Raw genomic sequence first — 22,791 nt, forward strand, 5'->3', positions numbered from 1 at the left:
GGTTCCGACCGGCTCGATGCTCCAATTTGGGAGGAGACAAAATGAGCTCAAAGAAGCTTGTCCTAGTGGAGCGGCAGGGAAAAGTTGGAATCGTCTCTTTGAATCGACCGGAGCGTCTCAATGCTCTTAGCCAGGCCCTGGTAGACGATCTGTCGTCTGAGCTTCGACTGCTCAACGAGGACAATAATATCCGGGCGATCGTCCTGACGGGCGCTGGGGACACGTTCTCGTCAGGGTTTGACTTGAAGGAGCAAATGGAGACACGGCCAACCGGAGTAGCGGATTGGCGTACGCTGCTTCGGCACTGCTTCGATGGCGCCTTTCAATTTTGGCGCTCGCCAAAGCCGACGATCGCAGCCGTGAGGGGCCACTGTCTTGCTGGCGCCTTCGAACTGGCCCTCTGTTGCGACATGACAGTGGCCGCAGAGGATTCGGTTTTTGGTGAACCTGAATTGAAGTTTGGCGCCGGGATTATCGTTATGATGCTTCCGTTCATGGTCAACCCAAAGCGGGCCAAAGAGATCATTTTTCTTGGTCGCGACCAGATATCCGCGCGCGAAGCACTCGATCTTGGCTTGGTCAATCGGATAGTTCCCGCAGCGTCGGTTCTGGACACAGCAATAGAGATGGCAAACACCATGGCGGTAATAGATCCTATGGTGGTTGGTCAGACGAAGCGGGCAATCAATAAGGTCTATGACACGTTAGGTTTGGGACTTGCGCTCGAATCTGCCTTGGATATCGACATGCAGATCGAAGGGCAGGGAAGCGTCGACAAGAAGCAGTTCATGGAAATCGCCCGAAGCCAGGGGATGCGAGCTGCGTTTCAATGGCGAGACGCTCGCTTCCAGGACGTCTCCTCCAAGAAGGGGGGGCACTGAATTCATGGCTACGCTCCAGAGGGCACTCATCGAGGCGTGTACAAGGTTTGCTGACAAAACGGCGGTCGAGGAAGCCGACGGCAAGATGACGTACCGCCAACTGTATCAATCAGCGTCGTCCTATGCAGATTTGTTAAGGCGCGCAAGCGTATCAAACGACGAGGCTGTCATCATACCGGTGACCAACGCCGCCGCCGATATAGCGAAGATCTTCGGCGCCTGGCTCGCTGGCTGCGTTGCCGTTCCGGTCCATCCACTAACCCCTGAGGCGTCTCTGTCCTCGATCAGCGCAAGATGCCGTGCGCAACGAACCTTGCTTGATCTGCATGTTTCGTCATCCCTCACGACATACCCCGATCGACCGATTGCATTGACAGGGGCGGGCCTCGTGATCTTCACGTCGGGATCGTCTGGAGAGCCTAAGGGGGTCGTGCTGCGTCACGACCGCCAGTACAATAAGCTGCTCAGCAGTCAGCAGATGATGGCGTTCTCAGAGGCAACTCGCTTCTACATGCCGCTCCAATTGACGTTTATCTTCGGCATCTGGTCGGTCTTGCTGACACTGTACGCCGGCGGAACGGTCGTATCGCCGGGAAAGTTCGAACCGCGCACTGCTGCGATCGATCTTCTGGAAAAAAACATCACGGACGCAGCATTCGTACCGACAATGCTCCGGTTGATGCTTGCTGAGGCTATCGCCCGACGTTCTAACGCACGCATTATCACCGCTGGCGAATTCATGGATCCTGCACTTTCACAGCGCGTCGTTGACACGATGGCTGCAGGCGTCGTCAGTATCTACGGCCTTACCGAAACCGGAGCAGCAGACTTCTTCCGAATGCCCGCGCAGGCGCAAGACCTCGCCTTGGGGAAGACTGCTCAGGGCGTAAAGATCCGTATTCAATCTCTAGGCGATGACAGTGACGCCGGCGAACTTCAGATCTATTCGCCGAACGGAATGGTCGGATACCTCGATGCCCCGGAACTCACCAAGGCCGCATATCAGGATGAGTATCTCAAAACCGGAGATTTGGCGCGGCGTCGCGAGGATGGCGAAATCGAGATTGTCGGCCGACTCAAAGATCTGATCTCACGAGGTGCGGTCAAGATTGCTCCTGCAGAGATTGACACTGCAGTTGGTGCTCATCCAGCTGTTGCTGCCGCGGTGTGCGTCGGGATTCCCGACCCCTTGATGGGCGAGTGTATCCATGTCGCCGTCGTGCCCCAGCAAGGGGCTTCCGTGACGGCGGAGGAACTCAAGACTTGGGCGCTTGAGAAATTGGGCCGACATAAGGGGCCTGACGAGGTTCATCTTTTTGGAGAACTGCCGCAAGGCCGGACAGGAAAGTCCGATCGTCTGGCCGTCCGCGAGGCTATTCTTGCCAAAAAATCCTGATGCAGCTCCGACACAATGAACGCGGCTGTTAAGGATCAAGCGGTTCTTCGGGCAAATGATTCACGGTAGGAGTCTTGAGTGTAGGCGACAAGATCGGCCAGTGCCTTGACCGCCGCCTCTTCATCGCGCTCCTCGACCGCAGCGAGTATCCTCTTATGATAGGAGACGATCGCTTGGCGCTCTCGTACGCGATAAATTACCATATTGCTAATGGGTTGCAGGGCTTCAACCACCGAGTGCATGAGGAACTTCATTACGGCATTTCCGCCTGCGTTCACCAGGGCGCGGTGAAATCTTACGTCGGCCGCGCAGAACTCTTCGTCTGTCAATGCAGACTTCTTCTGCAAACCAATTTCGACATTCATGGCGTCCAGGTCAGCCTGAGTACGCTGCTGGCAAGCCAAGCGGCAGCAAACCGATTCGAGCTCCAGGCGGGCCGTCGCCATGTCGTCCAGGCTGATATGACCCACAGCCACCATCAACGTCGTCATGTTAGCCAAGGAAAATGCGGCGTCCACCGCCGTTGGCGCGGTGACAAAATTGCCTCCCGCAGGTCCTCGCCTTGATCGAATGAGATGTTGGGCCGCGAGCCGTTTAAGAGCTTCGCGGATCGTTGGTCGCGACACCTTGAAGCGAACCGCAAGCTCGTCCTCCGAAGGCAAGCGCTCGTCGACCTTCAGGCGGCCTTCCAAAATCGCGCCTCGAACACTCTCAGCGATCTGCTTGGCTGCACTCGTGGTTACGACGTCGTCGAATTCCAGGCCCGTCGTCTTCCGTTGAACGGTCATGAACAAAGCGGCTCCTTCCAAATCAGCGCAACCATAATCGTCTATCAATGGCCGAACAACACCAAATAGCCTTTCAATTATTTGATAGACCTTTTGCATCTCCTATTAGAATATTTGTTTGACAAATATACTAATGTCGCCCATGTTTCGAGAGCTCCCGCGCAAGCTGCGCGGCTCACTCTGCATGGAGAGGCTTGATGCATCCGCAAGCTGCGCAATCTGGTGTCGATAACCAAAGCATCCGATTAGAGAAGCGAGGGGCTGCTGCTCTGATCACCTTGGATCGGCCCAAGCAGCTCAATGCGCTGAACGACGCTCTCTCCCGAGAAGTTTTGCGGGCCGCGCAGGGCTTCGATGCTGACCCGGAGGTGGGTGCAATCGTTCTGGCGGGCTCGCAGAAGGCGTTCGCGGCGGGCGCCGATATCAAGGAGATGCTAAGCAAATCCTTTGCCGATCTTTTCACCGACAACTATTTCGCGGCTTGGGATCAGCTTGCGACGATCAGAAAGCCCCTTATCGCCGCCGTGAATGGCTTCGCGCTCGGAGGAGGCTGCGAACTCGCCATGATGTGCGACTTCATCATCGCGGGCCAGGGCGCTCAATTCGGCCAACCTGAAATCAAACTAGGGATTCTGCCCGGCATCGGCGGTTCACAGCGCCTGACGAAGCTCGTCGGACGATCGCTCGCGATGGATTTGATTCTCACCGGTCGTTTGATCTCGGCCGAGGAGGCGCGCTCGGCGGGGCTGGTTGCGCGGGTCGTTCCCGACGACCAGGTGCTTGCAGTCGCGCTGGAGGCCGCAGCCACGATCGCCGGCTATAGCGCGCCAGCGGTGATGATGGCGAAAGAGGCGGTCAATCGCGCTGAAGAGACCGCCCTAACGGAAGGTCTGCTCCACGAGCGTCGCCTCTTTCAGGCGTCCTTTGCGACGCAGGGCCAGAAGGAGGGCATGTCGGCATTCCTTGAGAAGCGCAAGCCCGCGTTCTCGGGCCGTTGAGGTGCTGCCATGATTTCCTCGGTGCTATTTCCACGCGAAATGCTGGTCGGCGGCGGCGCCATCAATCAGATCGGCGCGTTGCTAGGTCGTTTGGCGTTGTCGCGTCCATTGATCGTAACCGACCGCTTCATGGTGGACAGTGGCCTGGTGGGCCGACTTCTCGGCGCCCTTCATTCTGCCGGCTTGCCCGAACCCCGCATTTTCTCGGAGGTCCTGCCCGACCCGACAACTGGAATCGTGGAGCGGGGGGTCTCATTTCTCCAGGCCGATAAGCACGATTGCGTCATCGGTTTCGGCGGCGGCAGCCCGATCGATACTGCGAAGGCAATATCAGTTCTGGCTCACTTTGGTGGTCCCTTGCGAAAATTCAAAGCTCCGCATCTCCAGGAGCTGCCCGGGCTACCAATTTTGGCGATTCCGACTACGGCAGGTACGGGGTCCGAGGCAACGCGCTTCACGGTTATTACCGACGATGAAACGCAGGAGAAAATGCTCTGTGCAGGAGCGGCCTTTCTCCCGATTGCTGCTGTCGTCGACTATAAGCTTACCCTGTCGAAACCCGCCAGGCTTACGGCAGATACAGGGATCGACGCGCTAACTCACGCAATTGAGGCGTACGTGAGCCGTCGCGCCAATCCGTTTTCGGATGGCATGGCCCGTCTAGCCATGCGGGCGATCTCTCCCAATCTCCGCACGGTCTACCTTGATCCGGCGAACCGCCAGGCCCGTGAATCGTTAATGATTGGCGCAACTCAGGCTGGTGTCGCATTTTCAAATTCTTCAGTTGCGCTGGTTCATGGCATGAGCCGGCCGATCGGGGCCCATTTCCACGTCCCACACGGACTGTCCAACGCGATGCTTCTTCCATCCGTGACGGCATTCTCTGCGCCCAGCGCCATCGCACGTTACGCAGACTGCGCGCGCGCTATGCAGCTTGTTCCGGACAGCAAAGATGACGACGCCGCGGTCGGCGCTCTGCTCAACGAACTCCAATGGCTAAACAAAGAGCTTGGCGTGCCAAGCCCTGCCAAATACGGCATCGATCGCGAAGCTTGGCATCGCCTCATTCCAACCATGACTGAACAAGCTCTCGCCTCGGGTTCACCGGCAAATAACCCGCGAGCTCCGAGCCCCGACGAGATTCAAGCAATCTACCGCGAAATCTACGACTGAGGACACCATTCAATGGCAACCCAAGTGCGCCACGGTACGCAATCTAACGTTCGCCCACAGGACGGCGGCTCCCGGCTACCGGAGCTGGCACATTTCATTTCGGGAGAGATCGCTCCTCGCAAGGCGGAGCGCTTCGGAGCGGTCTACAATCCGGCTTCCGGGAAACAGACCGCAAAGCTGCAGTTCGCATCCGCCGGAGTGGTGAACGAGGCCGTTGCCGCTGCCAAAGCGGCGTTCAAGGATTGGTCCGCGACTGCACCCCATATGCGTGCCCGGGTGCTCTTCCGCTTTCGTGACCTCGTCGAAAAAAACGCGGATCGTCTTGCAGCCCTGATCAACCTCGAGCACGGCAAGGTTCTGTCGGATGCGCGCGGTGAAGTCATTAGGGGCCTTGAGGTCGTAGAGTTTGCATGCGGCATACCGCAACTCCTCAAAGGCGAATACTCGGAGACCGTGGGGAGGGGTGTCGAGAGCGTCGCTATCCGTCAGCCCCTGGGCGTTGTCGCTGGCATTACGCCCTTCAACTTCCCCGCGATGGTCCCAATGTGGATGTTCCCCGTCGCGCTCGCAACGGGCAATACCTTCGTCTGCAAAGTCTCAGAAAAAGTCCCTTCAACGATCAACGCGCTCGCCCAACTGCTCAGCGAAGCGGGGCTCCCGCCAGGCGTCTTCAATGTCGTCCACGGGGACAAGGAGGCGGTCGATGCCTTGATCGATCACCCCGACATTCAAGCGATCAGCTTTGTGGGCTCGACACCGATTGCCGAGAGCATCTACACGCGTGGAAGCGCGCGGGGTATGCGCGTCCAGGCATTGGGCGGCGCGAAAAACCACATGCTCGTGATGCCGGATGCCGACATCGATCAGGCCGTCGATGCATTGATGGGCGCAGCCTACGGCTCCGCTGGTGAGCGTTGTATGGCGATCTCGGTTGCCGTTCCCGTCGGGGAAAAAACGGCCGATGCCTTGGTTGACCGCCTTGTGCCGCGCGTCCGCTCACTCAAGGTGGGAAGCGGCCTTGATGCCGACGATGAGATGGGTGCGCTTGTCACGCGCGAGCATCGCGACAAGGTGCGCAGTTATATTGATTTGGGCGTGAAGGAAGGCGCTTCCCTTCTGGTCGATGGGCGAGACATCCGACTCCAAGGCTATGAAGACGGCTTCTTTCTCGGCGGATCTCTTTTCGATCACGTCAAGGATGACATGCGCATCTACAAGGAGGAGATCTTCGGGCCGGTCCTTTCAATCGTCCGCAAGAATACGTTCGATGATGCGCTTGATCTAATCAACCGCCATGAATTCGGCAACGGCACGTCGATCTTCACGCGCGATGGCGACACGGCGCAAGCCTTCCTATCACAGGTTCAGGCCGGCATGGTCGGTGTGAACGTGCCGATCCCAGTGCCCATGGCGTTCCACTCGTTCGGCGGTTGGAAGCGATCCTTGTTCGGCGACCATCACGTCCACGGACCAGAGGGGGTGCGATTCTATACAAAGTTGAAAACAGGCACAGTTCGCTGGCCGACGGGAATCCGGAAGGGGGCTGAATTCGTCATGCCGACCCTGGGTTAGTCCACGCAAGCGCGTCAGAAAGTTCGCAACTCAATGCTCCAAGAGCCTCACCTGTCGACAGTCCTGGACTGTGCCGACGCCTCGATCAAAGCGGGGATCGTTGGTTGTCGAGGTTGGATTACTCTTGATAAGCCGAAATCGTACAACGCTCTGACGCTCCCAATGATCAGAGCGATCCGGCGCGTGTTGGACATGTTTGCTGAGGAGGAGCGCGTTCGGTGCATATCGATCGCGAGCGCTGTGCCGAACGTTTTTTGCGCGGGCGGTGATATCCGGGCAGTCCGTACTGCGAGCCTCGCGGGACGGCACGACGAGAACGAGGCGTTTTTCTCGGAAGAGTACCAGCTAAATCTGCTGATCGCGAACTATCCTAAACCCTACATGGCCCTGATCGATGGCATCTGTATGGGAGGCGGGATGGGGCTGTCAGTGCACGGCAGGCATCGAGTGGTCACGGCGTCTTTAAAAATGGCGATGCCGGAGACTTCCATCGGCTATTTCCCCGATGTTGGGGCCAGCTATTTTCTCGGACAACTGCCGCTGGGTCTCGGCAATTTTCTCGCCCTGACCGGCCACAGCATGAGCGCGGAAGACGCAATGTATTGCGGTCTGGCGAACCTCAGGGTCAGTAGCGCAACATTCGTTTCTCTGATGTTGCCGACCTTTGACTTCACCTCGCCCTCAAGCTTGACCGCCTTGGCGATGCCCTCGACGAAGGTCGGCCATCTTGAGATGCACGATAAGGACATCGAACAATGCTTCAATGTTCCGAGGTTGGGCGACATTTTTGATCAACTCCGTCGGCATCAAAGCCCTTGGTCCGAGCAGACCCTGGCGATGCTCAAAAAGTCGTCACCAACGAGCCTCGTGCTGACCTTCGAGCTTATGCGCCGGTGTCGAAATCGTTGCCTCGCCGAATGTCTGGATAATGAGCTGAAGCTCACGCGCAAAATCACACGATCGGCGGATTTTATGGAAGGCGTGAGGGCGGCGCTCGTCGAAAAAGACAAAAAGCCTTCGTGGCACCCACAACAATTATCCGACGTCGATGCGTCAGCGTACTTCGATGATGAAGCCCAGTTACCGCGAGTCGGTCGCAGAGCACTCAATCACTCGCCGCCAAAGCGGAACGGAACGATTAACTAATTGACAGGCCCCCAATTGACCGCCAACGACTACATACTCGAGACAAGCGGCTTAACGAAGGAATTCGCTGGCTTTGTCGCGGTTGATAACGTGAACCTGCGAGTCCGCCGTGGAACCATTCACGCATTGATCGGACCGAATGGCGCCGGGAAGACGACCTGCTTCAATCTTCTTACGAAATTCCTGATTCCGTCACGCGGGCACATCGCCTTCAACGGAAAGGACATCACAGGGACGCGCCCAGCGGATATCGCAAATCTCGGGCTCGTTCGTTCATTCCAGATCTCTGCCGTCTTTCCGCACCTGACCGGGCTCGAAAACGTCCGCGTTGCGCTCCAGCGGAGGCACGGAAGCTCGTTCGATTTCTGGCGATCCAAGTCGGTGCTCGACGTCTTCAATGATCGCGCGCGCCAGCTCCTTGACGACGTGGGTCTCAGCGATTTTGCCGAGACCACGGCACTTGAAATGCCCTATGGCCGCAAACGTGCGTTGGAGATCGCAACGACCCTGGCGCTCGATCCAGAAATGCTGCTGCTCGACGAGCCCATGGCCGGGATGGGCCACGAGGACATCGACAAAATCGCGGCGCTCATCAAGCGAGTTTCTGCCAACCGTACGATTCTGATGGTCGAGCACAACCTCAACGTAGTCTCTGACCTCTCGGACGCGATCACAGTGTTGACGAGGGGACGGGTACTTGCCGAGGGTAACTACCAGGAACTGACAAACGACCAGCGCGTCAAGGAAGCCTACCTGGGGGCAGCCCATGCTTGAGAGGGTGCGCGGGGACGCGAACTCAGTTCAGTTGCGTGACCACTTGGCCGTCGAACAGCTGGAAGCGTGGTACGGCGACTCGCACGTTCTTCACGGGGTGCAGTTCAAGGTGCGTCCGGGAGAAGTCTTGACCCTTCTGGGCCGAAATGGCGCGGGAAAGACGACCATTCTCAAATCGGTGATGGGCATCATCGGCAAGCGGACCGGATCCATTCAATTCGAGGGACAGGATATCTCTCGTGCATCGTCCGACAGGATTGCGCGTCTTGGGATCGCATTCTGCCCTGAAGAGCGAGGCATCTTCTCCAGCCTTGACGTGCGCGAAAACCTCATGCTGCCGCCGCAAGTGCGGGATGGGGGGCTCTCACTCGATAAGATTTTCGACCTGTTTCCGAATCTCAAGGAGCGCCTCACAAGTCAGGGCACCAAACTGTCCGGCGGTGAACAGCAGATGCTCGCGATCGCTCGCATCCTTCGGACCGGCGCGAAGTTCTTGATGCTCGATGAGCCGACTGAAGGCCTAGCTCCGGTCATCATTCTTCAAATCGGTGAACTGATCAAGCGGCTGAAACTTTCGGGATACACGATCCTTCTGGTCGAACAAAACTTCCGATTTGCCTCGACGCTCGCAGACCGGTTCTGCGTCGTCGAACATGGCCGGATTATCGACCAATTCGAAGCGAGCGAATTGCCAGCCAACATGGAGAAGCTGCACCAGTACCTCGGAGTTTGATGCTCGACTACTCAAGGACAATGAAGGAGGAAACATGAAAAAATATATCTATCGGCTCTTTGCCTATCTCTGCCCGCTCCTAGTATCGTTCAATGCATATGCGTTGGACAAGAATGTGAAGATCGGCGTGCTCACTGATCTGTCTAGCCTATATGCTGACAGCGCTGGTAGCGGGTCTGTTCTCGCCGCACAGATGGCTGTGGAAGATTCCGGTCTAACCAAGAAGGGTTGGACCGTCGAAGTAATCTCGGGCGATCACCAAAATAAGCCGGATATCGGAGCCAGTATTGCGAGACGATGGTTCGACGTCGATAAGGTCGATCTGATTGTGGACGTTCCGAACTCTGGTGTTGCGCTTGCAGTGAGCAGGGTAGCCAAGGAGAAAAATGGCGTCCTGATTGTCAGCTCTGCGGCGGTATCCGATCTCACGAACGCGCAATGTACGTCTAACACCATCCACTGGACCTACGATACCTATACACTTGCCAATGGCACGGGAACCGCCCTGACAACGGCGGGTGGGAAGACCTGGTATTTCCTCGCGGCAGACTACGCTTTCGGCGCCGCCCTTGAGCGCGATACGGCTGCCGCCGTGGAGGCCACTGGTGGCAAGGTCATCGGCCAGGTGAAGCATCCGCTCAACACGTCTGACTTTTCGTCATTCCTGCTCCAAGCCCAAGCGTCCAAGGCAGATGTCATCGGTCTTGCAAATGCCGGCGCCGATACGTCAAATTCGATCAAGCAGGCGGCCGAGTTCGGAATCACTCGCGGGGGACAAAGGCTTGCGGGGCTGTTGCTCTTCATTAACGAGGTGCACGCACTCGAGCTAAACGCGGCCCAGGGCCTGGTGCTCACGGCGACATTCTATTGGGACCTGAATGATCGAACGCGCTCGTTCTCCAAGCGCTTTCAGGAGCGGAACAAGAAGGGGGACATGCCTTCGATGCCTCAGGCCGGCGTTTACTCGGGTGTTCTTCATTATTTGAAGACCCTTGATAAGGCTGGAGCAAACTCACATGACGGCGCCCAAGTGGTCGCCGCCATGAAAGAGCTTCCCACGGATGACGATGCGTTTGGGAAGGGGTACATCGAGCCAAACGGCCGAAAGATCCATCCGGCATACCTATTCGAAGTGAAGAAGCCCTCAGAGTCGAAGGGGCCGTGGGACTATTACAAGCTCCTGGCCACTATTCCTGCGGAGAAGGCGTTTACGCCGATCTCGCAAAGCTCCTGCCCGCTGTTGAAGAAGTAACGGGGGGGGGCGCCCGGCGGCCTGCCGCCGGGCCTTCGTCGGCACGAAAGATCATTATCTATGCAAGCACTCTATGCCCAGCTTCTGGTTGGTTTGATCAATGGCTCGTTCTACGCGTTGCTCAGCCTCGGCCTTGCTATCATCTTCGGTATGCTCAACATCATCAACTTTGCACATGGCGCGCTCTACATGATGGGCGCATTCTGCGCCTATTTCCTTCTGAGCGTCGGGGGACTCAGCTATTGGTGGGCGCTCGTGCTCGCTCCGATAGTTGTCGGTCTCTTCGGCATATTGCTCGAGCGCACAATGTTGCAGCGCCTGGCCGGGCTTGACCATCTCTACGGCCTGCTGCTGACCTTCGGTATCGCGCTGATCCTGCAGGGCGTATTCCAGAATTATTTCGGCTCGTCAGGACTGCCGTATGCGATCCCGGATCTCCTAACCGGTGGCGTCAATCTGGGCTTTATGTATCTGCCGATCTATCGCGGCTGGGTGGTCATTTTCTCCCTTGCCGTCTGTGTCGCTACCTGGTTCGTGATCGAGAGGACCAAGTTTGGCGCCTACCTGCGCGCCGCGACCGAGAACCCGACGCTCGTGCGTGCCTTCGGTATAAACGTGCCACGCATGATCGCGTTGACTTACGGCCTGGGCGTCGGCCTTGCGGCGCTCGCTGGCGTGCTCTCGGCGCCCATCAATCAGGTGCGGCCGTTGATGGGCGCAGATCTCATCATCGTGGTATTCGCGGTGGTCGTGATCGGCGGCATGGGCTCGATCATGGGCTCGATCATCACCGGTTTTACGCTTGGTGTGATCGAAGGCCTGACCAAATATCTTTATCCGGAAGCCTCGAACACGGTCGTTTTTGTGCTGATGGTGCTGGTGCTCCTGGTGAAACCGACTGGATTGACGGGACGGGCGGCCTAATATGACAACGCTGACCACAAACTCGATTGCCAACTCCAAGCCGACGGCGCCAGTTCGTGATGAGATAAGGACGTTCATCATTCTGACGGCGCTCCTGGTCGCCGTTCCAATCTCAGGCCTCTATCCGTTCTTCGTGATGAACGCGCTGTGCCTGGCGCTCTTCGCATGCGCCTTCAATCTTCTGATCGGCTACGGAGGGTTGCTATCCTTCGGCCATGCTGTGTTTCTCGGTACCGCCGGGTACATCACTGCGCACGCACTCAAGGTGTGGACGGTCAGCCCCGAGCTCGGCATCGTACTGGGCGTCGCGGCCTCGACCGCGCTGGGCGTGGTAACAGGTCTTGTTGCTATTCGTCGTCAAGGCATCTACTTCTCAATGATTACGCTGGCGCTATCTCAGCTCGTCTACTTCATCTATTTGGAGGCGCCCTTCACCCATGGTGAGGATGGCATTCAGGGCGTGCCGCAAGGCAAGCTATTCGCGTTTATCGATCTGACAAATCCGATCGTACTTTACTACGTCGTACTCGCTGTCTTCTTGGCTGGCTTCTTCCTTATCTATCGTTCAATAAACTCGCCGTTTGGCGAAGTGTTGAAATCAATTCGTGAGAACGAACCGCGCGCGATATCGCTGGGCTACAAGACGGACCACTACAAACTGCTGGCATTTATTCTCTCCGCAGGATTGGCAGGGCTCGCCGGTGCAATGAAAGTGTTCGTCGCGCAGAACGCATCGCTCACCGATGTATACTGGACCATGTCGGGCGAGGTGGTGCTGATTACGCTGCTTGGCGGCCTCGGCACCGTGTTCGGGCCGGTGGTCGGAGCATTCATCATCGCTGCCATGCAGGAATATCTGGCAAGTTTCGGCCAGTGGGTCCTGGTGATTCAGGGCACGATCTTTGTTATTTGCGTCCTTACCTTCCGCCGCGGCATCGTTGGTGAAGTCGCGCATTACTTCAAAATGTCGCTGTAACTGTTGGAACGACTTACGTCAGGTTGCGGTGCAGCTTGTCATTGCAGCGTAAGCCGCGTCGTTGGATAGGTCCTAAGAATACCGAGGCGCAGCTTTCTTGAAGTCTGCGCACCAAAAGTGTAACGATAATTTGAACATGCGTTGGGGAGCGAGCTGGCAGTACCATGTTGGACGAACACCTGATCCAGTGCACGCGAGCGCAGCGATACCAAGTATCGGCGCGCCCCATTGCAGTCATGGCAAAACCATTCTCCCCTACGACGGTTATAGCTCCTCATAGTCATCCACGTGGACAGCTTGTCTACTCCACAGTTGGCGTAATACGAGTAACAACCGAGGCGGGCAGCTGGACTGCCTCACCGTTGAGGGGAGTTTGGATACCCCCTGCGGTAGATCACGAGACGAGAATGATCGGAGCGGTCGAGATGCGCACCGCTTACCTTAGAGAAGATCTCTGCGATCAACTGCCTGCAAGAGTAAGTGCGGTGGAGGTCACACCTTTGTTGCGCGAATTGATTATTCGCGCGAGTATGGCGCCGTTCGACTATGATCCGGATAGCCACACTGGAAAACTGATTGAAGCCATCCCTGGGGAAGTGAGGGCGACGGACGCGAGGCCGATCCATCTTCGAACGCCGACTGATCCTCGTCTACTCGTGGTTTGCCGTGAGTTGGAAAAAAATCCTGACAACAGTGAAGACTTGGAGGTATGGGCGAGGCGAGCAGGGGCAAGCTCAAGAACACTGCATCGATTGTTCTGTGCCGAGACCGGAATTAGCTTCGTCCGGTGGCGCGAACATGTTCGGATCCGAAGCGCAATCGAGCGGCTGGACGCTGGCGTGCCACTAGAAAAGGTCGCTCGTCAGGTGGGCTATAGCAGCGCTAGTGCCTTCACCGCGATGTTTCGGCGCATTTGCGGTCATCCCCCTTGCTTCAGGAATACGAGATAACTGACGGTTCGCGTCAGGCAGGTGCCGGAAGGTTCGTCCCGATGGGGGTAGCAAATCGCGCTTTGCCGTAGGCGGATAGAGCATCGGCGCCCGTTAGATGCGATGCACGAAGCCAGCAATTTCTGGATACCTCGCCCGGTGGCCTCGGAGACGAACCTGTCCGATTCGCGATGGTCTTTGGCGAATCAAAGTAGCGCTGCCGCATTATCTCTCGACCCAGCAGGTTTCAGACAAACAGCGGGTCAACAGATATGTCTACTTCTTTCGCTATCGTTCCAAGCATGGAGCCGAGCCACCACCGCACAAACAATGTGGTCCATGACGACGCCGAAGCCCGTAAGCTTGGTTTCAAGGCGGGCCTGATCACTGGGACCACGACCTACGCCTATCTCACCCGACCCGCGGTAGCTCATTTTGGCAAATCCTGGTTCGAGCAGACGCTGAACACGATCAAGTTGAAGGCCCCAACCTTTGAGGGCGAGAAGCTGACTGCCAGACTCGTTTCTTCTTCTAAAGATGCCTGTGAAGTGGAACTAGCCGACGACGATGGGGTCAGAGCTACGCTTTCCTGTCAGAAGTTGGAGAAGCCGGCCAAAGCGGCTGTGCTTCTGTCCGCGCCCCTCAACACCGCTCGCCCAAAGCTGACTGCGGAGCTTATCCCAGCAGGCATGGTGCTTGGTACTCTTCGTGATCCGCTCGCCCCCGACGAGTGTCTCGAGTACCTGGACCAGGTCGGGGATCCTCACGCGATCTATCGTGAACAGAGGATTGTTCATCCTGGACAGCTTCTGCACCTTGCGAACGAAGTCATGATGAACAACTTCACCCTCGCTCCGTGGTTTCATGCAAAGTCCCAAATCACCAACTACCGCCCGATCGGGATGGGAACGCCGATCGAGGTCCGCTCCAAGGTCGTTGAGGCGAGTGAGCGCAACAGCAACAAGCTGGCAACGATCGATTACGTCTGGGTTTTGCCGGATGACTCGGTCGCGATGTCGGCGCGTCACAGCATCGTCTACGAGCGCGGCGCCAAGTAAAATCTGACCGAGGGGATACTCAATGAGTAACGCTTTGCCACTTAGCGGCCTTCGCGTGCTTGACTTTACGCAAGCCTTGGCCGGACCGTTCTGCACGATGATCCTTGGAGATCTGGGAGCAGACGTCATAAAGGTTGAAACGGCCGGCAAGGGTGACGATACGCGCGGCTGGGGTCCTCCGTTTGTCGAAGGCACCGGAAGTTACTTCTTCTCGGCGAATCGGAATAAACGCAGCATCATCATCGATCTCAAGTCTGCCGAGGGACACGCGGCGGCGATCGACCTCGCTGCCTCGTCCGATATCGTCGTGGAGAACTGGCGCCCCGGGACTGCTGCGAAGCTGAGGATCGGGCCATCCGACCTGCGCGACCGCTTTCCGAAATTGATCTACTGTTCGATCAGCGGCTTTGGAGCAACTGGTCCGAACCGCCTCGGCTACGACCAAGTCATACAAGGAATGTCTGGCTGGATGAGCCTCACGGGAGAGCCGGCGGGCACCCCCATGAAGGTTGGCCTTCCGATCGCGGATCTGTCGAGCGGGCTGTTTGCGGCGCTCACGATTTGCGCCGTTGCTCGAGAGCGAGAAAAGACCGGCGTTGGGAAATTTGTCGACATCGCTATGTTGGACTCCATGGCCTCGCTGCTATCCTACCAAGCGTGCTCATACTTCGTTACCGGGGCGCAACCGAAGCGCCAGGGTAACATGCACGGTACGATTGTCCCGTACGGCAGCATCGAGACGGAGGACGGGCTTATCAACATGACGGTCGGCAACGATAGCCAATGGCAGAAGCTTTGCAGTGGGATCAACGCCGAGGAACTCGGCAAGGACGAGCGCTTCTTGACGAATCCGGACCGGGTCAAAAACAGAGACGTTCTTTATCCGCTACTCCAGCAGCACACCCGAAAGTGGAAAAGTGCCCAGCTGATTGATGCGCTCGACAAGGCGGGAGTGCCTGCCGGTCCGGTATGGAATATTCCGCAGCTGTTTGAGAGTGAGGACGTAAGGAGCCGGAGCCTTCGTTTGGATGCTCCTCATCGTCGCTATGGCCAAGTGTCCACCGTCGGACAGCCGTGGCGGATTAATGGAGACGCCGCCGAGATGCGCAAACTGCCTCCTGAACATGGAGAGCATACTGCAGAGATACTCGGCGAAGTCGGTCGCTCGAAGTAGTCGCAACAATCGTGCGGCCTCACCTTTCCGAGCCGCCACCCTCGCTTGTGAGGGGGCGGCTTCTCGGCTTGGCGCCCCAATAACAGGCGAAAGGGATCTTGACCTGATGGCAGGCGCCGTTCGCGATACGAAACGAGCATTATCTGTATTGAAGAGCACCTATCCGCGCGGCGCTAAGCTCTGCGCCCAGCCGCAAGACGCGCAGCTCATACTCGTAACCGCAGGCGCCATCGAGATTCACACCGGCGCGGGGCGGTGGGTAGTTACACCCGGCTTAGGTCTCTGGATGCCCCTGCGCACGTGTCATGCCGTAACGACGCTCTCTCGCGTCGAGATGTTGGTCTTGAGCAGCAGCGATCCAGCTGGATTGCGCGGCGGGCCCGGTGAATACGGTCGCGTCTTTGCCCTGCATGTGACTGATTTGTTGCGTGAACTCGTTCTTGAATTATCGAAGATATCCCCGCAGTCAGCCAGGGCCACAATACTCGCAGGTCTCGTTATGCTCGAACTCAAGGAAATGCCCGACGCCGCAACATTCCTGCCCTGGCCAAAGGGATTGGTTGCGTGTGCCGCAGCGGACATCGCGTTATCAGATATGCTTGGGGTTCTTGAAATCGATGAATTGGCCGCGGGCGTAAGCAGGTCTGGGCGGGCGCTCTCGCGCTTGTTTCTCGCCGAGACAGGTCTCAGCTTTCAAGCGTGGCGCCGTCGAGCTCGCATTGTCGCAGCCGCGCGTCGCCTGTCTTACACCTCGAGCATACCTTCGGTCGCAGCTGAATTTGGATACGAGAGTAATTCGGCGTTTTGCGACGCGTTTCACAAGGAAATCGGCGTGGCTCCAAACGAGTTTCTAAAATTGTACCTCCGGTAGTCGGAGAGGCTCAGGCGCAGAGCGATAGCAAAGCGGAAGACCAGAGAATGCGCCACCGCATTAACCAGCCAGGACGGCTCAGTCGCGGGCTCCGGGGATCGGATGCCTCGATTGAACCGATGCCTGGTCTTCACTTCGCCGAAAGTCGGCCAGGGTTAGTCAATGGTCGGCCCGAAGGAGAAACCATCTGCGTCCACAGCTCGGTATGTGATCCCTCAACCAACCACGAGATGAGACGACAATGATCGTGTTTCCAAACGAGTGGAGAAAGAATGCAGAGAAGGAGCTAAAGGGCGATCCAGTCGCACTAGTGCGAAAAACCCCTGAGAATATCGAGATCAAACCTGTCTACACGGCCTCGGACCTTGATGGGATTCCGCATCTGGACTCGTTGCCGGGAGCTCTGCCCTTTGTTCGCGGTCCGCGCGCTACGATGTATGCTGGTCGGCCGTGGACCATTCGGCAATATGCCGGATTTTCGACCGCAGAGGCATCGAACGCATTCTATCGAGCCGCGCTAGCCTCCGGGCAAAAAGGGCTGTCAGTCGCCTTCGATTTGGCGACGCATCGCGGCTACGACTCAGATCATCCTCGCGTCGTGGGAGATGTCGGGAAGGCCGGCGTCGCCATCGATTCAGTCGAGGATATGAAGCTTCTCTTCGACCAAATTCCGCTTGAGGAAACGTCCGTTTCGATGACCATGAACGGTGCGGTAATCCCCATTCTTGCGGCCTTCATTGTGGCGGGAGAGGAGCAGGGGGTCCCGCAGGCAGCCCTGTCAGGGACAATTCAGAACGATATTCTCAAGGAGTTCATGGTTAGAAACACCTACATTTATCCTCCAGAGCCGTCGATGCGCATCGTTGCAGATATAATCGCTTATACCGCGCAACACATGCCCCGATTCAACTCGATATCGATCTCCGGCTACCACATGCAGGAAGCCGGAGCGACACTGGTACAGGAGCTTGCCTTCACGCTTGCTGACGGCCGTGAATATGCTCGCGCAGCGCTCGCCAAAGGGCTGAATATAGATGACTTTGCAGGAAGGCTTTCATTCTTCTTCGCCATTGGGATGAATTTCTTTATGGAGGCCGCAAAACTGCGAGCCGCCCGTCTCATCTGGTCGCGCGTAATGGCGGAATTTAAACCCAAGAAGCAATCGTCCTTGATGCTTCGCACGCACTGCCAGACGTCTGGTGTCTCTCTTCAGGAGCAGGATCCGTACAACAATATCGTTCGTACCGCTTACGAGGCGCTGGCAGCGGTATTGGGCGGAACGCAATCGCTGCACACAAACTCGTTCGATGAGGCTATCGCCCTGCCAACCGAATTCTCAGCGCGAATCGCACGCAACACGCAGCTGATACTTCAGCATGAGACTGGCGTGACCAATGTCGTCGATCCTCTCGCTGGATCCTACTATGTCGAGCGGTTGACGGACGATCTGGCTCGTGAGGCGTGGAAGCTCATGGAGAAGATCGAGGAGACGGGAGGAATGACGCACGCGATCGCGACCGGATGGCCCAAGCGGCTCATCGAAGAGTCCGCGACGCGCAGACAGGCGGCAATCGACCGAGGGGATCAAGTCGTGGTTGGCGTCAACCGTTATCGGCTTGAAGAGGACCAACCCATTGACATTTTGGAGATCGACAATTCGACTGTACGAGCCTCACAGATAAATCGTCTCTCGCATATCAAGAGATCACGCGATCGAAACCGGCACCGCGCCGCGCTAGAGGCATTGGCCGACGCTGCTAGCACAGGAAAGGGTAATCTACTGGAAGCGGCGATAGAGGCAGCCAGGTACCGTGCTACACTAGGTGAGATGTCCGACGCCATGCGACAGGCCTTCGGCGATCACAATGCGATCCCGGACGTAGTTTCAGGCGTTTACGACCGCGCTTATGGCAATGACCCTGAGTTCACCAATCTCGCATCGCGCGTCGGCGAGATGTCCAAGACGATCGGTGGCCAACCTAGGATCATGATCGCCAAGCTTGGTCAGGATGGACACGATCGGGGTGCGAAGGTCATCGCCTCGGCGTTTGGGGATATTGGCTTCGATGTCATTGCTGGTCCGCTGTTCCAGACGCCTGCCGAGGCCGCGGCGACCGCGGTTCGCTCTGGCGTGCATGTGCTTGGCGTTTCATCACTCGCGGCGGGACATAAGACGCTGGTGCCGCAGGTCGTTGAGGAGCTGAAGGCGGCGGGAGGTGACAAAATCATTGTCGTTTGCGGTGGAGTAGTGCCTCGACAGGACTATGATCACCTGTTTCACAACGGAGTAGCCGCGGTGTTCGGGCCCGGCACCAATGTCCTCGAAGCGGCTAATGCCATTCTCGATCTTATCGAGGGTCGACGAAGGAATCGATAGGTTAGGGAGGCGATCCGGATCATCGCTGCTGCCGTAGGGAATCTGCCCCTTTTGCTTGGCGATCAGGAGCGCGATTGTCGAGATCCGCTAGAAATCGATCGGCCTCCAGCACGAGATGCACAAGTGTCGACGACTATCACATGAGCTTGCCACGGGTTGAATTGGGCAACATTAATCGCGCCTAATGATAGGTGACTCAAGCCTGCGCGCCTCCCTTTATCGGCATCACCTTCCTGGGATCGAGCCAGTGGTCGATCCGATCAGCCCAATGCTGCATCAGCTTCGTGCGCGAGCCGATCAGCGCGAGCGGTCCGTGCCTCTTGTAGAGACCTTCCACAGTAGAGTTATCGAGATGAGCGAGCTGCAGCTCCACGACATCGCCATCCCATGCCTTGGCGTCCTTGATCTCTTCGTGGTGAGACAGGGTCGAGAAGGTGGTCCGGAATCCGTGTGCACAATGATCAGTCTTGGTGTCAATGCCAAGCAGTCGCAAGCGCTTGTTGAGCGTGTTATTCGATAGCGGCGCGTCCTTCGAGCAGGAAAACGCATACTGGCGATGGCCGGTCAGCTTCTGAACACTGCGCAGGATTGCGAGTGCCTGCCGTGATAAAGGTACGACATGGTCCCAACCGGTCTTCATTTTGGCGGCTGGAATAGTCCAGCGTTCGGCATCCCAATCGACCTCGCTCCACTCCATTTCATTGACCATGCCGGGGCGGGGAATGGTCAGCGCATCGAAGCGCAAGGCAAGGCCAACAACGTCACCAAACCTCGCTCTCGTCCAAGGTGCGCTGATGAGCTTGAAGACGCGCGTCACGTCACGTGGTTCGGTGACGCCGGGACGCGGCGTCGAAATGTTGGCGATCATTTGCCCATTCAGGTTGCGGAATGGATTGTAGCCGTCGCCTTCGACATCGGCATAGTTGCAGATTTGCTCGGCGATGCTGCGTACACGGTCACGGGTTTCCAGCTTTCCCTCGGCCTCGTATGAACGCATGAAAGCCAACACGTCCGGACGCTTGATGTCCTGCCTGCACAGTTTGCCGAAACGATCCTTGACGTAGCCGACGCGCAGCTCGAGCACCTCGACGGTCTTGGGGTCGCGCACTGCGACGATCCTGCCGCGCTTGACTTTCTCCACCTTCTTCTTGGCGAGCCACTCATCGGCCCATTGCGCGAAAGGCCGGGCGGCGGCCTGCCTGTGCTTGTCGAGCTGCTTCTCGATGCTCGGGTCTTTGCCTTCCTTGAGCAGGTCTTTGGCCTTGTCGCGCTCGCGCCGCGCGTCTGCGAGCGAGAACGTGCCATCCCTGCCGTTCCCGTAGGGGCCGATTGAGTAGGTTTTCTGGCGGCCGTGGAAACGGTAGTCCATCCGCCAGAGCTTGGAGCCAGCGTTGCCGGGCCTGCTCACGTCCGGCGTGACGAAGAGATAGAGCCAGCCGCCGGTCACGTCGGAAATCTTGGCGGGACTCCACGCGCCATTGTCGAATTTCGGTCGGGCGGCGCGGCAGTCGACGTCGGTCTTGATCTGCTTGGGATTGGCGCACGCGCCGTCGTTCTTGCCGGCCATCTGCTCAATTCCTTCATTCGGAAAAGCGAAAGTTGCCGTGAACGTTTGTTCTCCCGATACCAAGACGATACCAGCAAAAATACCAGCAAATCGGGCGGCTGGGATCGGAGGAGAACAAACGGTGACGAACTAGAATGTACGCGGAAGTGCCTATTTTTCAAGGGTTTCCGAGCACTGAGCGAACGGTTGCGGACGGTTTAGAACGGGCTCGAACAGCCTAGTTGGTGCCCCTGGCCGGAATCGAACCAGCACTCCTTGCGGAACTCGATTTTGAGTCGAGCGCGTCTACCAGTTCCGCCACAGGGGCCCTCGGTCGGCCCCTCCTAGCGAGGGCGTCGCGAAGCCGGCGGACTATAGCCATGGGAAGGGCGGGGTCAACCCGCGCCAAAGTGATCCCGGCCGTTCTCGACAGCGGCATGGGCCGGAGCTACAGCCTTGGGCAGCGACCTATTCGAAAGGGGCTGCCGTGACGACCCAGAGTGCCGCACTACCAGCGTTCGACCGGGCCGCGAGCGGCCCCGCGCTGACCGCCTCGCTTCTCGTCACCCTGATCGCGGCCGCGACGATCGCGGGCGCCTGGTTCTTCCAACTCGTGCTGGAGATCCTGCCCTGTCCGCTCTGCCTCGAGCAGCGCTATGCCTATTACCTGGCGATCCCGATTGGCGCGCTCACCGTACTGGGAGCACGAAACGGCGCGCCGCGACCGCTGCTGCTCGCGGGGCTCGCGATCCTCGCGCTGGCCACGCTCGCCAATGCCGGGCTCGGCGGCTACCACGCCGGCGTCGAATGGGGCTTCTGGAAGGGGCCGACCGACTGCTCCGGTCCGGTCGTCAATCTCGGCAGCGCCACCGACCTGCTCTCGCGGCTCGACACGGTGAAGGTGGTGCGCTGTGACGAGGTGCAGTGGCGCTTCCTCGGCATCTCGCTCGCCGGCTACAACGTGCTGATCTCGCTGCTGATGGCGGCAATCGCCGCGTGGGGGGGTGTGGCGACGGCGAAGCGCGCTTAGCTGCCTAGGGTGGGCCAAGCGAAGCGTGCCCACCATTTCCAGCATCAGTGCGGAAGCATGGTGGGAACGGCGCGAACGCTCCTTTGCCCACCCGACTGGAGCGCACTAATCATCCACGTCGTCCTGCGTGCGCCCGAACAGGTGCACGATGCCGGGGGTCGCGATCGTCACGAACACGAAGCGCGACAGATGATGGGCGCCGACGAAGATCGGGTCGATGTGCAGCGTCAGGGCCAGCGCCAGCATGGCGTCCATCGCGCCCGGCGCGAAGGCGACGACGACGTCGGAAAATTTCACCTGCGTCGTGAGCGCTACGATGCCGACGAAGACGCCGGAGACGGCAATCGCGACCGCAAACGAGCCCAGCGCCGCGTTGATGTGACCGGCGAGCGTCTTGATCCTCATCCGCGCGAAACGGCCGCCGATCAGCGCGCCGATGCCGACCAGCGCCACGCCGCGTACCCAGTTCGGCAAGCCGCCCTCGACCCAGCCTGCGCCATGCAGCACGCTGGAGGCGATCATCGCGCCGAACATCCAGCTCGCCGGAAACTTGATCAGCCGCAAGAGGAGTGACAGCGCCAGCGAGGCGCCGACCAGCTCCAAAAGGTCGAGCGGTGAGGCAATCGTCGTCGCCATCGACGGCGCGGCGGAGGGCGCAACGCCCGCGAGCGCCAGCACCAGCGGCAGCGCCGCGGTGAGGATGATGACGCGCATCGTCTGCACCACCGCGATCCCCGGCAGGTCGGCGCCCCGCTCGACCGCCAGGATCGTGATCTGCGACAGCGCGCCGGGACTGCCGGCCAGGAAGGCGGAGGTGCGGTCCCAGCCATGGACCCGCTGGAGGTAGTAGCTCGATCCGAACGTCGCGCAGAAGGTTGCCAGTGCAAGCAGGCCGATGGTCAGGGGATAGGCGCTCACCTGCTGAATCAGATGGCGGGAGACGACCGAGCCAAGCGAAATGCCGAGCAGCACCAACACGGTCTGGGTCAGGAGCGGCGGCACCGCGAGCTGGCGCCCGGCAATGGCGGCGATCCCGACAGCGATCATGGAACCCGAGATCAGTCCACCGGGAAGGCCCAAGACCAGAAACAGCAGCCCACCGACAGCGCCGATGACGAGCGTCTCCACCGTGCTCAAGACCTTGGCGCGGCTCGGCCATTCGAACGGCAGGGAGGCGGTGATTTGCTTCACGC

Annotated in this window: 20 protein-coding genes and 1 tRNA gene; 17 read left to right on the forward strand and 4 right to left on the reverse strand. The window is 58.3% G+C overall.

Features of this window, described 5'->3' with window-relative positions:
* Positions 1-41: 41 nt before the first annotated feature.
* The gene (locus tag AYJ54_RS11120) at positions 42-881 is read left to right on the forward strand and encodes an enoyl-CoA hydratase/isomerase family protein (protein ID WP_063698967.1); all 840 of its coding nucleotides are present in this window, start codon (positions 42-44) and stop codon (positions 879-881) included.
* A 4-nt stretch (positions 882-885) separates the two neighbouring features.
* On the forward strand, positions 886-2,277 hold the full coding sequence (locus AYJ54_RS11125; protein ID WP_063698968.1) for a class I adenylate-forming enzyme family protein: 1,392 nt from the start codon (positions 886-888) through the stop codon (positions 2,275-2,277).
* 35 nt (positions 2,278-2,312) lie between these two features.
* Here the strand turns inward: AYJ54_RS11125 and AYJ54_RS11130 are convergent, their stop codons facing one another.
* The gene (locus tag AYJ54_RS11130) at positions 2,313-3,164 is read right to left on the reverse strand and encodes a FadR/GntR family transcriptional regulator (protein WP_245328989.1); all 852 of its coding nucleotides are present in this window, start codon (positions 3,162-3,164) and stop codon (positions 2,313-2,315) included.
* 98 nt (positions 3,165-3,262) lie between these two features.
* Here AYJ54_RS11130 and AYJ54_RS11135 point away from each other — a divergent pair, with 98 nt between their 5' ends.
* The 14 genes from AYJ54_RS11135 (at position 3,263) to scpA (ending at position 19,022) form a co-directional block, all read left to right on the forward strand.
* A complete protein-coding gene (locus AYJ54_RS11135; RefSeq protein ID WP_063698969.1) occupies positions 3,263-4,063 on the forward strand; it encodes an enoyl-CoA hydratase-related protein in 801 nt (266 codons plus the stop codon).
* Between the two features lie 9 nt (positions 4,064-4,072).
* On the forward strand, positions 4,073-5,236 hold the full coding sequence (locus AYJ54_RS11140) for an iron-containing alcohol dehydrogenase (protein ID WP_063698970.1): 1,164 nt from the start codon (positions 4,073-4,075) through the stop codon (positions 5,234-5,236).
* A gap of 12 nt (positions 5,237-5,248) precedes the next feature.
* Positions 5,249-6,808: a CoA-acylating methylmalonate-semialdehyde dehydrogenase gene (locus AYJ54_RS11145; RefSeq protein WP_082905611.1), complete on the forward strand. Its 1,560-nt coding sequence runs from the start codon at positions 5,249-5,251 to the stop codon at positions 6,806-6,808.
* 33 nt (positions 6,809-6,841) lie between these two features.
* Positions 6,842-7,954, forward strand: coding sequence for an enoyl-CoA hydratase/isomerase family protein (locus AYJ54_RS11150; protein WP_063698971.1), 1,113 nt, complete (start codon positions 6,842-6,844; stop codon positions 7,952-7,954).
* Positions 7,955-7,969: 15 nt separating this feature from the next.
* Positions 7,970-8,728, forward strand: coding sequence for an ABC transporter ATP-binding protein (locus AYJ54_RS11155; protein ID WP_063698972.1), 759 nt, complete (start codon positions 7,970-7,972; stop codon positions 8,726-8,728).
* Positions 8,721-9,461: an ABC transporter ATP-binding protein gene (locus tag AYJ54_RS11160; protein WP_063698973.1), complete on the forward strand. Its 741-nt coding sequence runs from the start codon at positions 8,721-8,723 to the stop codon at positions 9,459-9,461. Before AYJ54_RS11155 ends, AYJ54_RS11160 begins: the two co-directional genes overlap by 8 nt.
* A 34-nt stretch (positions 9,462-9,495) precedes the next feature.
* The gene (locus tag AYJ54_RS11165; protein ID WP_063698974.1) at positions 9,496-10,713 is read left to right on the forward strand and encodes an ABC transporter substrate-binding protein; all 1,218 of its coding nucleotides are present in this window, start codon (positions 9,496-9,498) and stop codon (positions 10,711-10,713) included.
* 60 nt (positions 10,714-10,773) lie between these two features.
* The gene (locus AYJ54_RS11170; protein ID WP_063698975.1) at positions 10,774-11,637 is read left to right on the forward strand and encodes a branched-chain amino acid ABC transporter permease; all 864 of its coding nucleotides are present in this window, start codon (positions 10,774-10,776) and stop codon (positions 11,635-11,637) included.
* A 1-nt stretch (position 11,638) separates the two neighbouring features.
* Complete coding sequence (locus AYJ54_RS11175) at positions 11,639-12,613, forward strand: branched-chain amino acid ABC transporter permease (RefSeq protein WP_063698976.1); 975 nt, start codon at positions 11,639-11,641, stop codon at positions 12,611-12,613.
* 236 nt (positions 12,614-12,849) lie between these two features.
* Positions 12,850-13,563: an AraC family transcriptional regulator gene (locus tag AYJ54_RS47065; RefSeq protein WP_245328991.1), complete on the forward strand. Its 714-nt coding sequence runs from the start codon at positions 12,850-12,852 to the stop codon at positions 13,561-13,563.
* A 251-nt stretch (positions 13,564-13,814) separates the two neighbouring features.
* Positions 13,815-14,600 (forward strand): hypothetical protein, encoded by a 786-nt coding sequence (locus tag AYJ54_RS11180; protein ID WP_136623613.1) that lies wholly within the window; start codon positions 13,815-13,817, stop codon positions 14,598-14,600.
* 22 nt (positions 14,601-14,622) lie between these two features.
* Positions 14,623-15,774 (forward strand): CaiB/BaiF CoA transferase family protein, encoded by a 1,152-nt coding sequence (locus AYJ54_RS11185; RefSeq protein WP_063698978.1) that lies wholly within the window; start codon positions 14,623-14,625, stop codon positions 15,772-15,774.
* Positions 15,775-15,880: 106 nt separating this feature from the next.
* Positions 15,881-16,645: an AraC family transcriptional regulator gene (locus tag AYJ54_RS11190; protein WP_063698979.1), complete on the forward strand. Its 765-nt coding sequence runs from the start codon at positions 15,881-15,883 to the stop codon at positions 16,643-16,645.
* A 241-nt stretch (positions 16,646-16,886) separates the two neighbouring features.
* On the forward strand, positions 16,887-19,022 hold the full coding sequence (gene scpA / locus AYJ54_RS11195; protein ID WP_063698980.1) for a methylmalonyl-CoA mutase: 2,136 nt from the start codon (positions 16,887-16,889) through the stop codon (positions 19,020-19,022).
* A 196-nt stretch (positions 19,023-19,218) separates the two neighbouring features.
* On the opposite strand, the gene AYJ54_RS11200 is transcribed toward scpA, so the two are convergent.
* Together AYJ54_RS11200 and AYJ54_RS11205 are read right to left on the reverse strand one after the other, a co-directional pair.
* Positions 19,219-20,589 carry a tyrosine-type recombinase/integrase gene (locus AYJ54_RS11200; protein ID WP_063698981.1) on the reverse strand — a complete coding sequence of 457 codons (1,371 nt, stop codon included), beginning with the start codon at positions 20,587-20,589 and terminating at the stop codon, positions 19,219-19,221.
* Between the two features lie 222 nt (positions 20,590-20,811).
* Positions 20,812-20,896, reverse strand: a tRNA-Leu gene (locus AYJ54_RS11205).
* Between the two features lie 159 nt (positions 20,897-21,055).
* Here AYJ54_RS11205 and AYJ54_RS11210 point away from each other — a divergent pair.
* Positions 21,056-21,598, forward strand: a complete 543-nt coding sequence (locus AYJ54_RS11210) for a disulfide bond formation protein B (protein WP_063698982.1) — start codon at positions 21,056-21,058, stop codon at positions 21,596-21,598.
* Positions 21,599-21,703: 105 nt separating this feature from the next.
* On the opposite strand, the gene AYJ54_RS11215 is transcribed toward AYJ54_RS11210, so the two are convergent.
* Positions 21,704-22,789: an AbrB family transcriptional regulator gene (locus tag AYJ54_RS11215; RefSeq protein ID WP_063698983.1), complete on the reverse strand. Its 1,086-nt coding sequence runs from the start codon at positions 22,787-22,789 to the stop codon at positions 21,704-21,706.
* Positions 22,790-22,791 lie beyond the last annotated feature (2 nt).

Source organism: Bradyrhizobium centrolobii, assembly GCF_001641635.1.
GTDB classification, from domain to species: domain Bacteria; phylum Pseudomonadota; class Alphaproteobacteria; order Rhizobiales; family Xanthobacteraceae; genus Bradyrhizobium; species Bradyrhizobium centrolobii.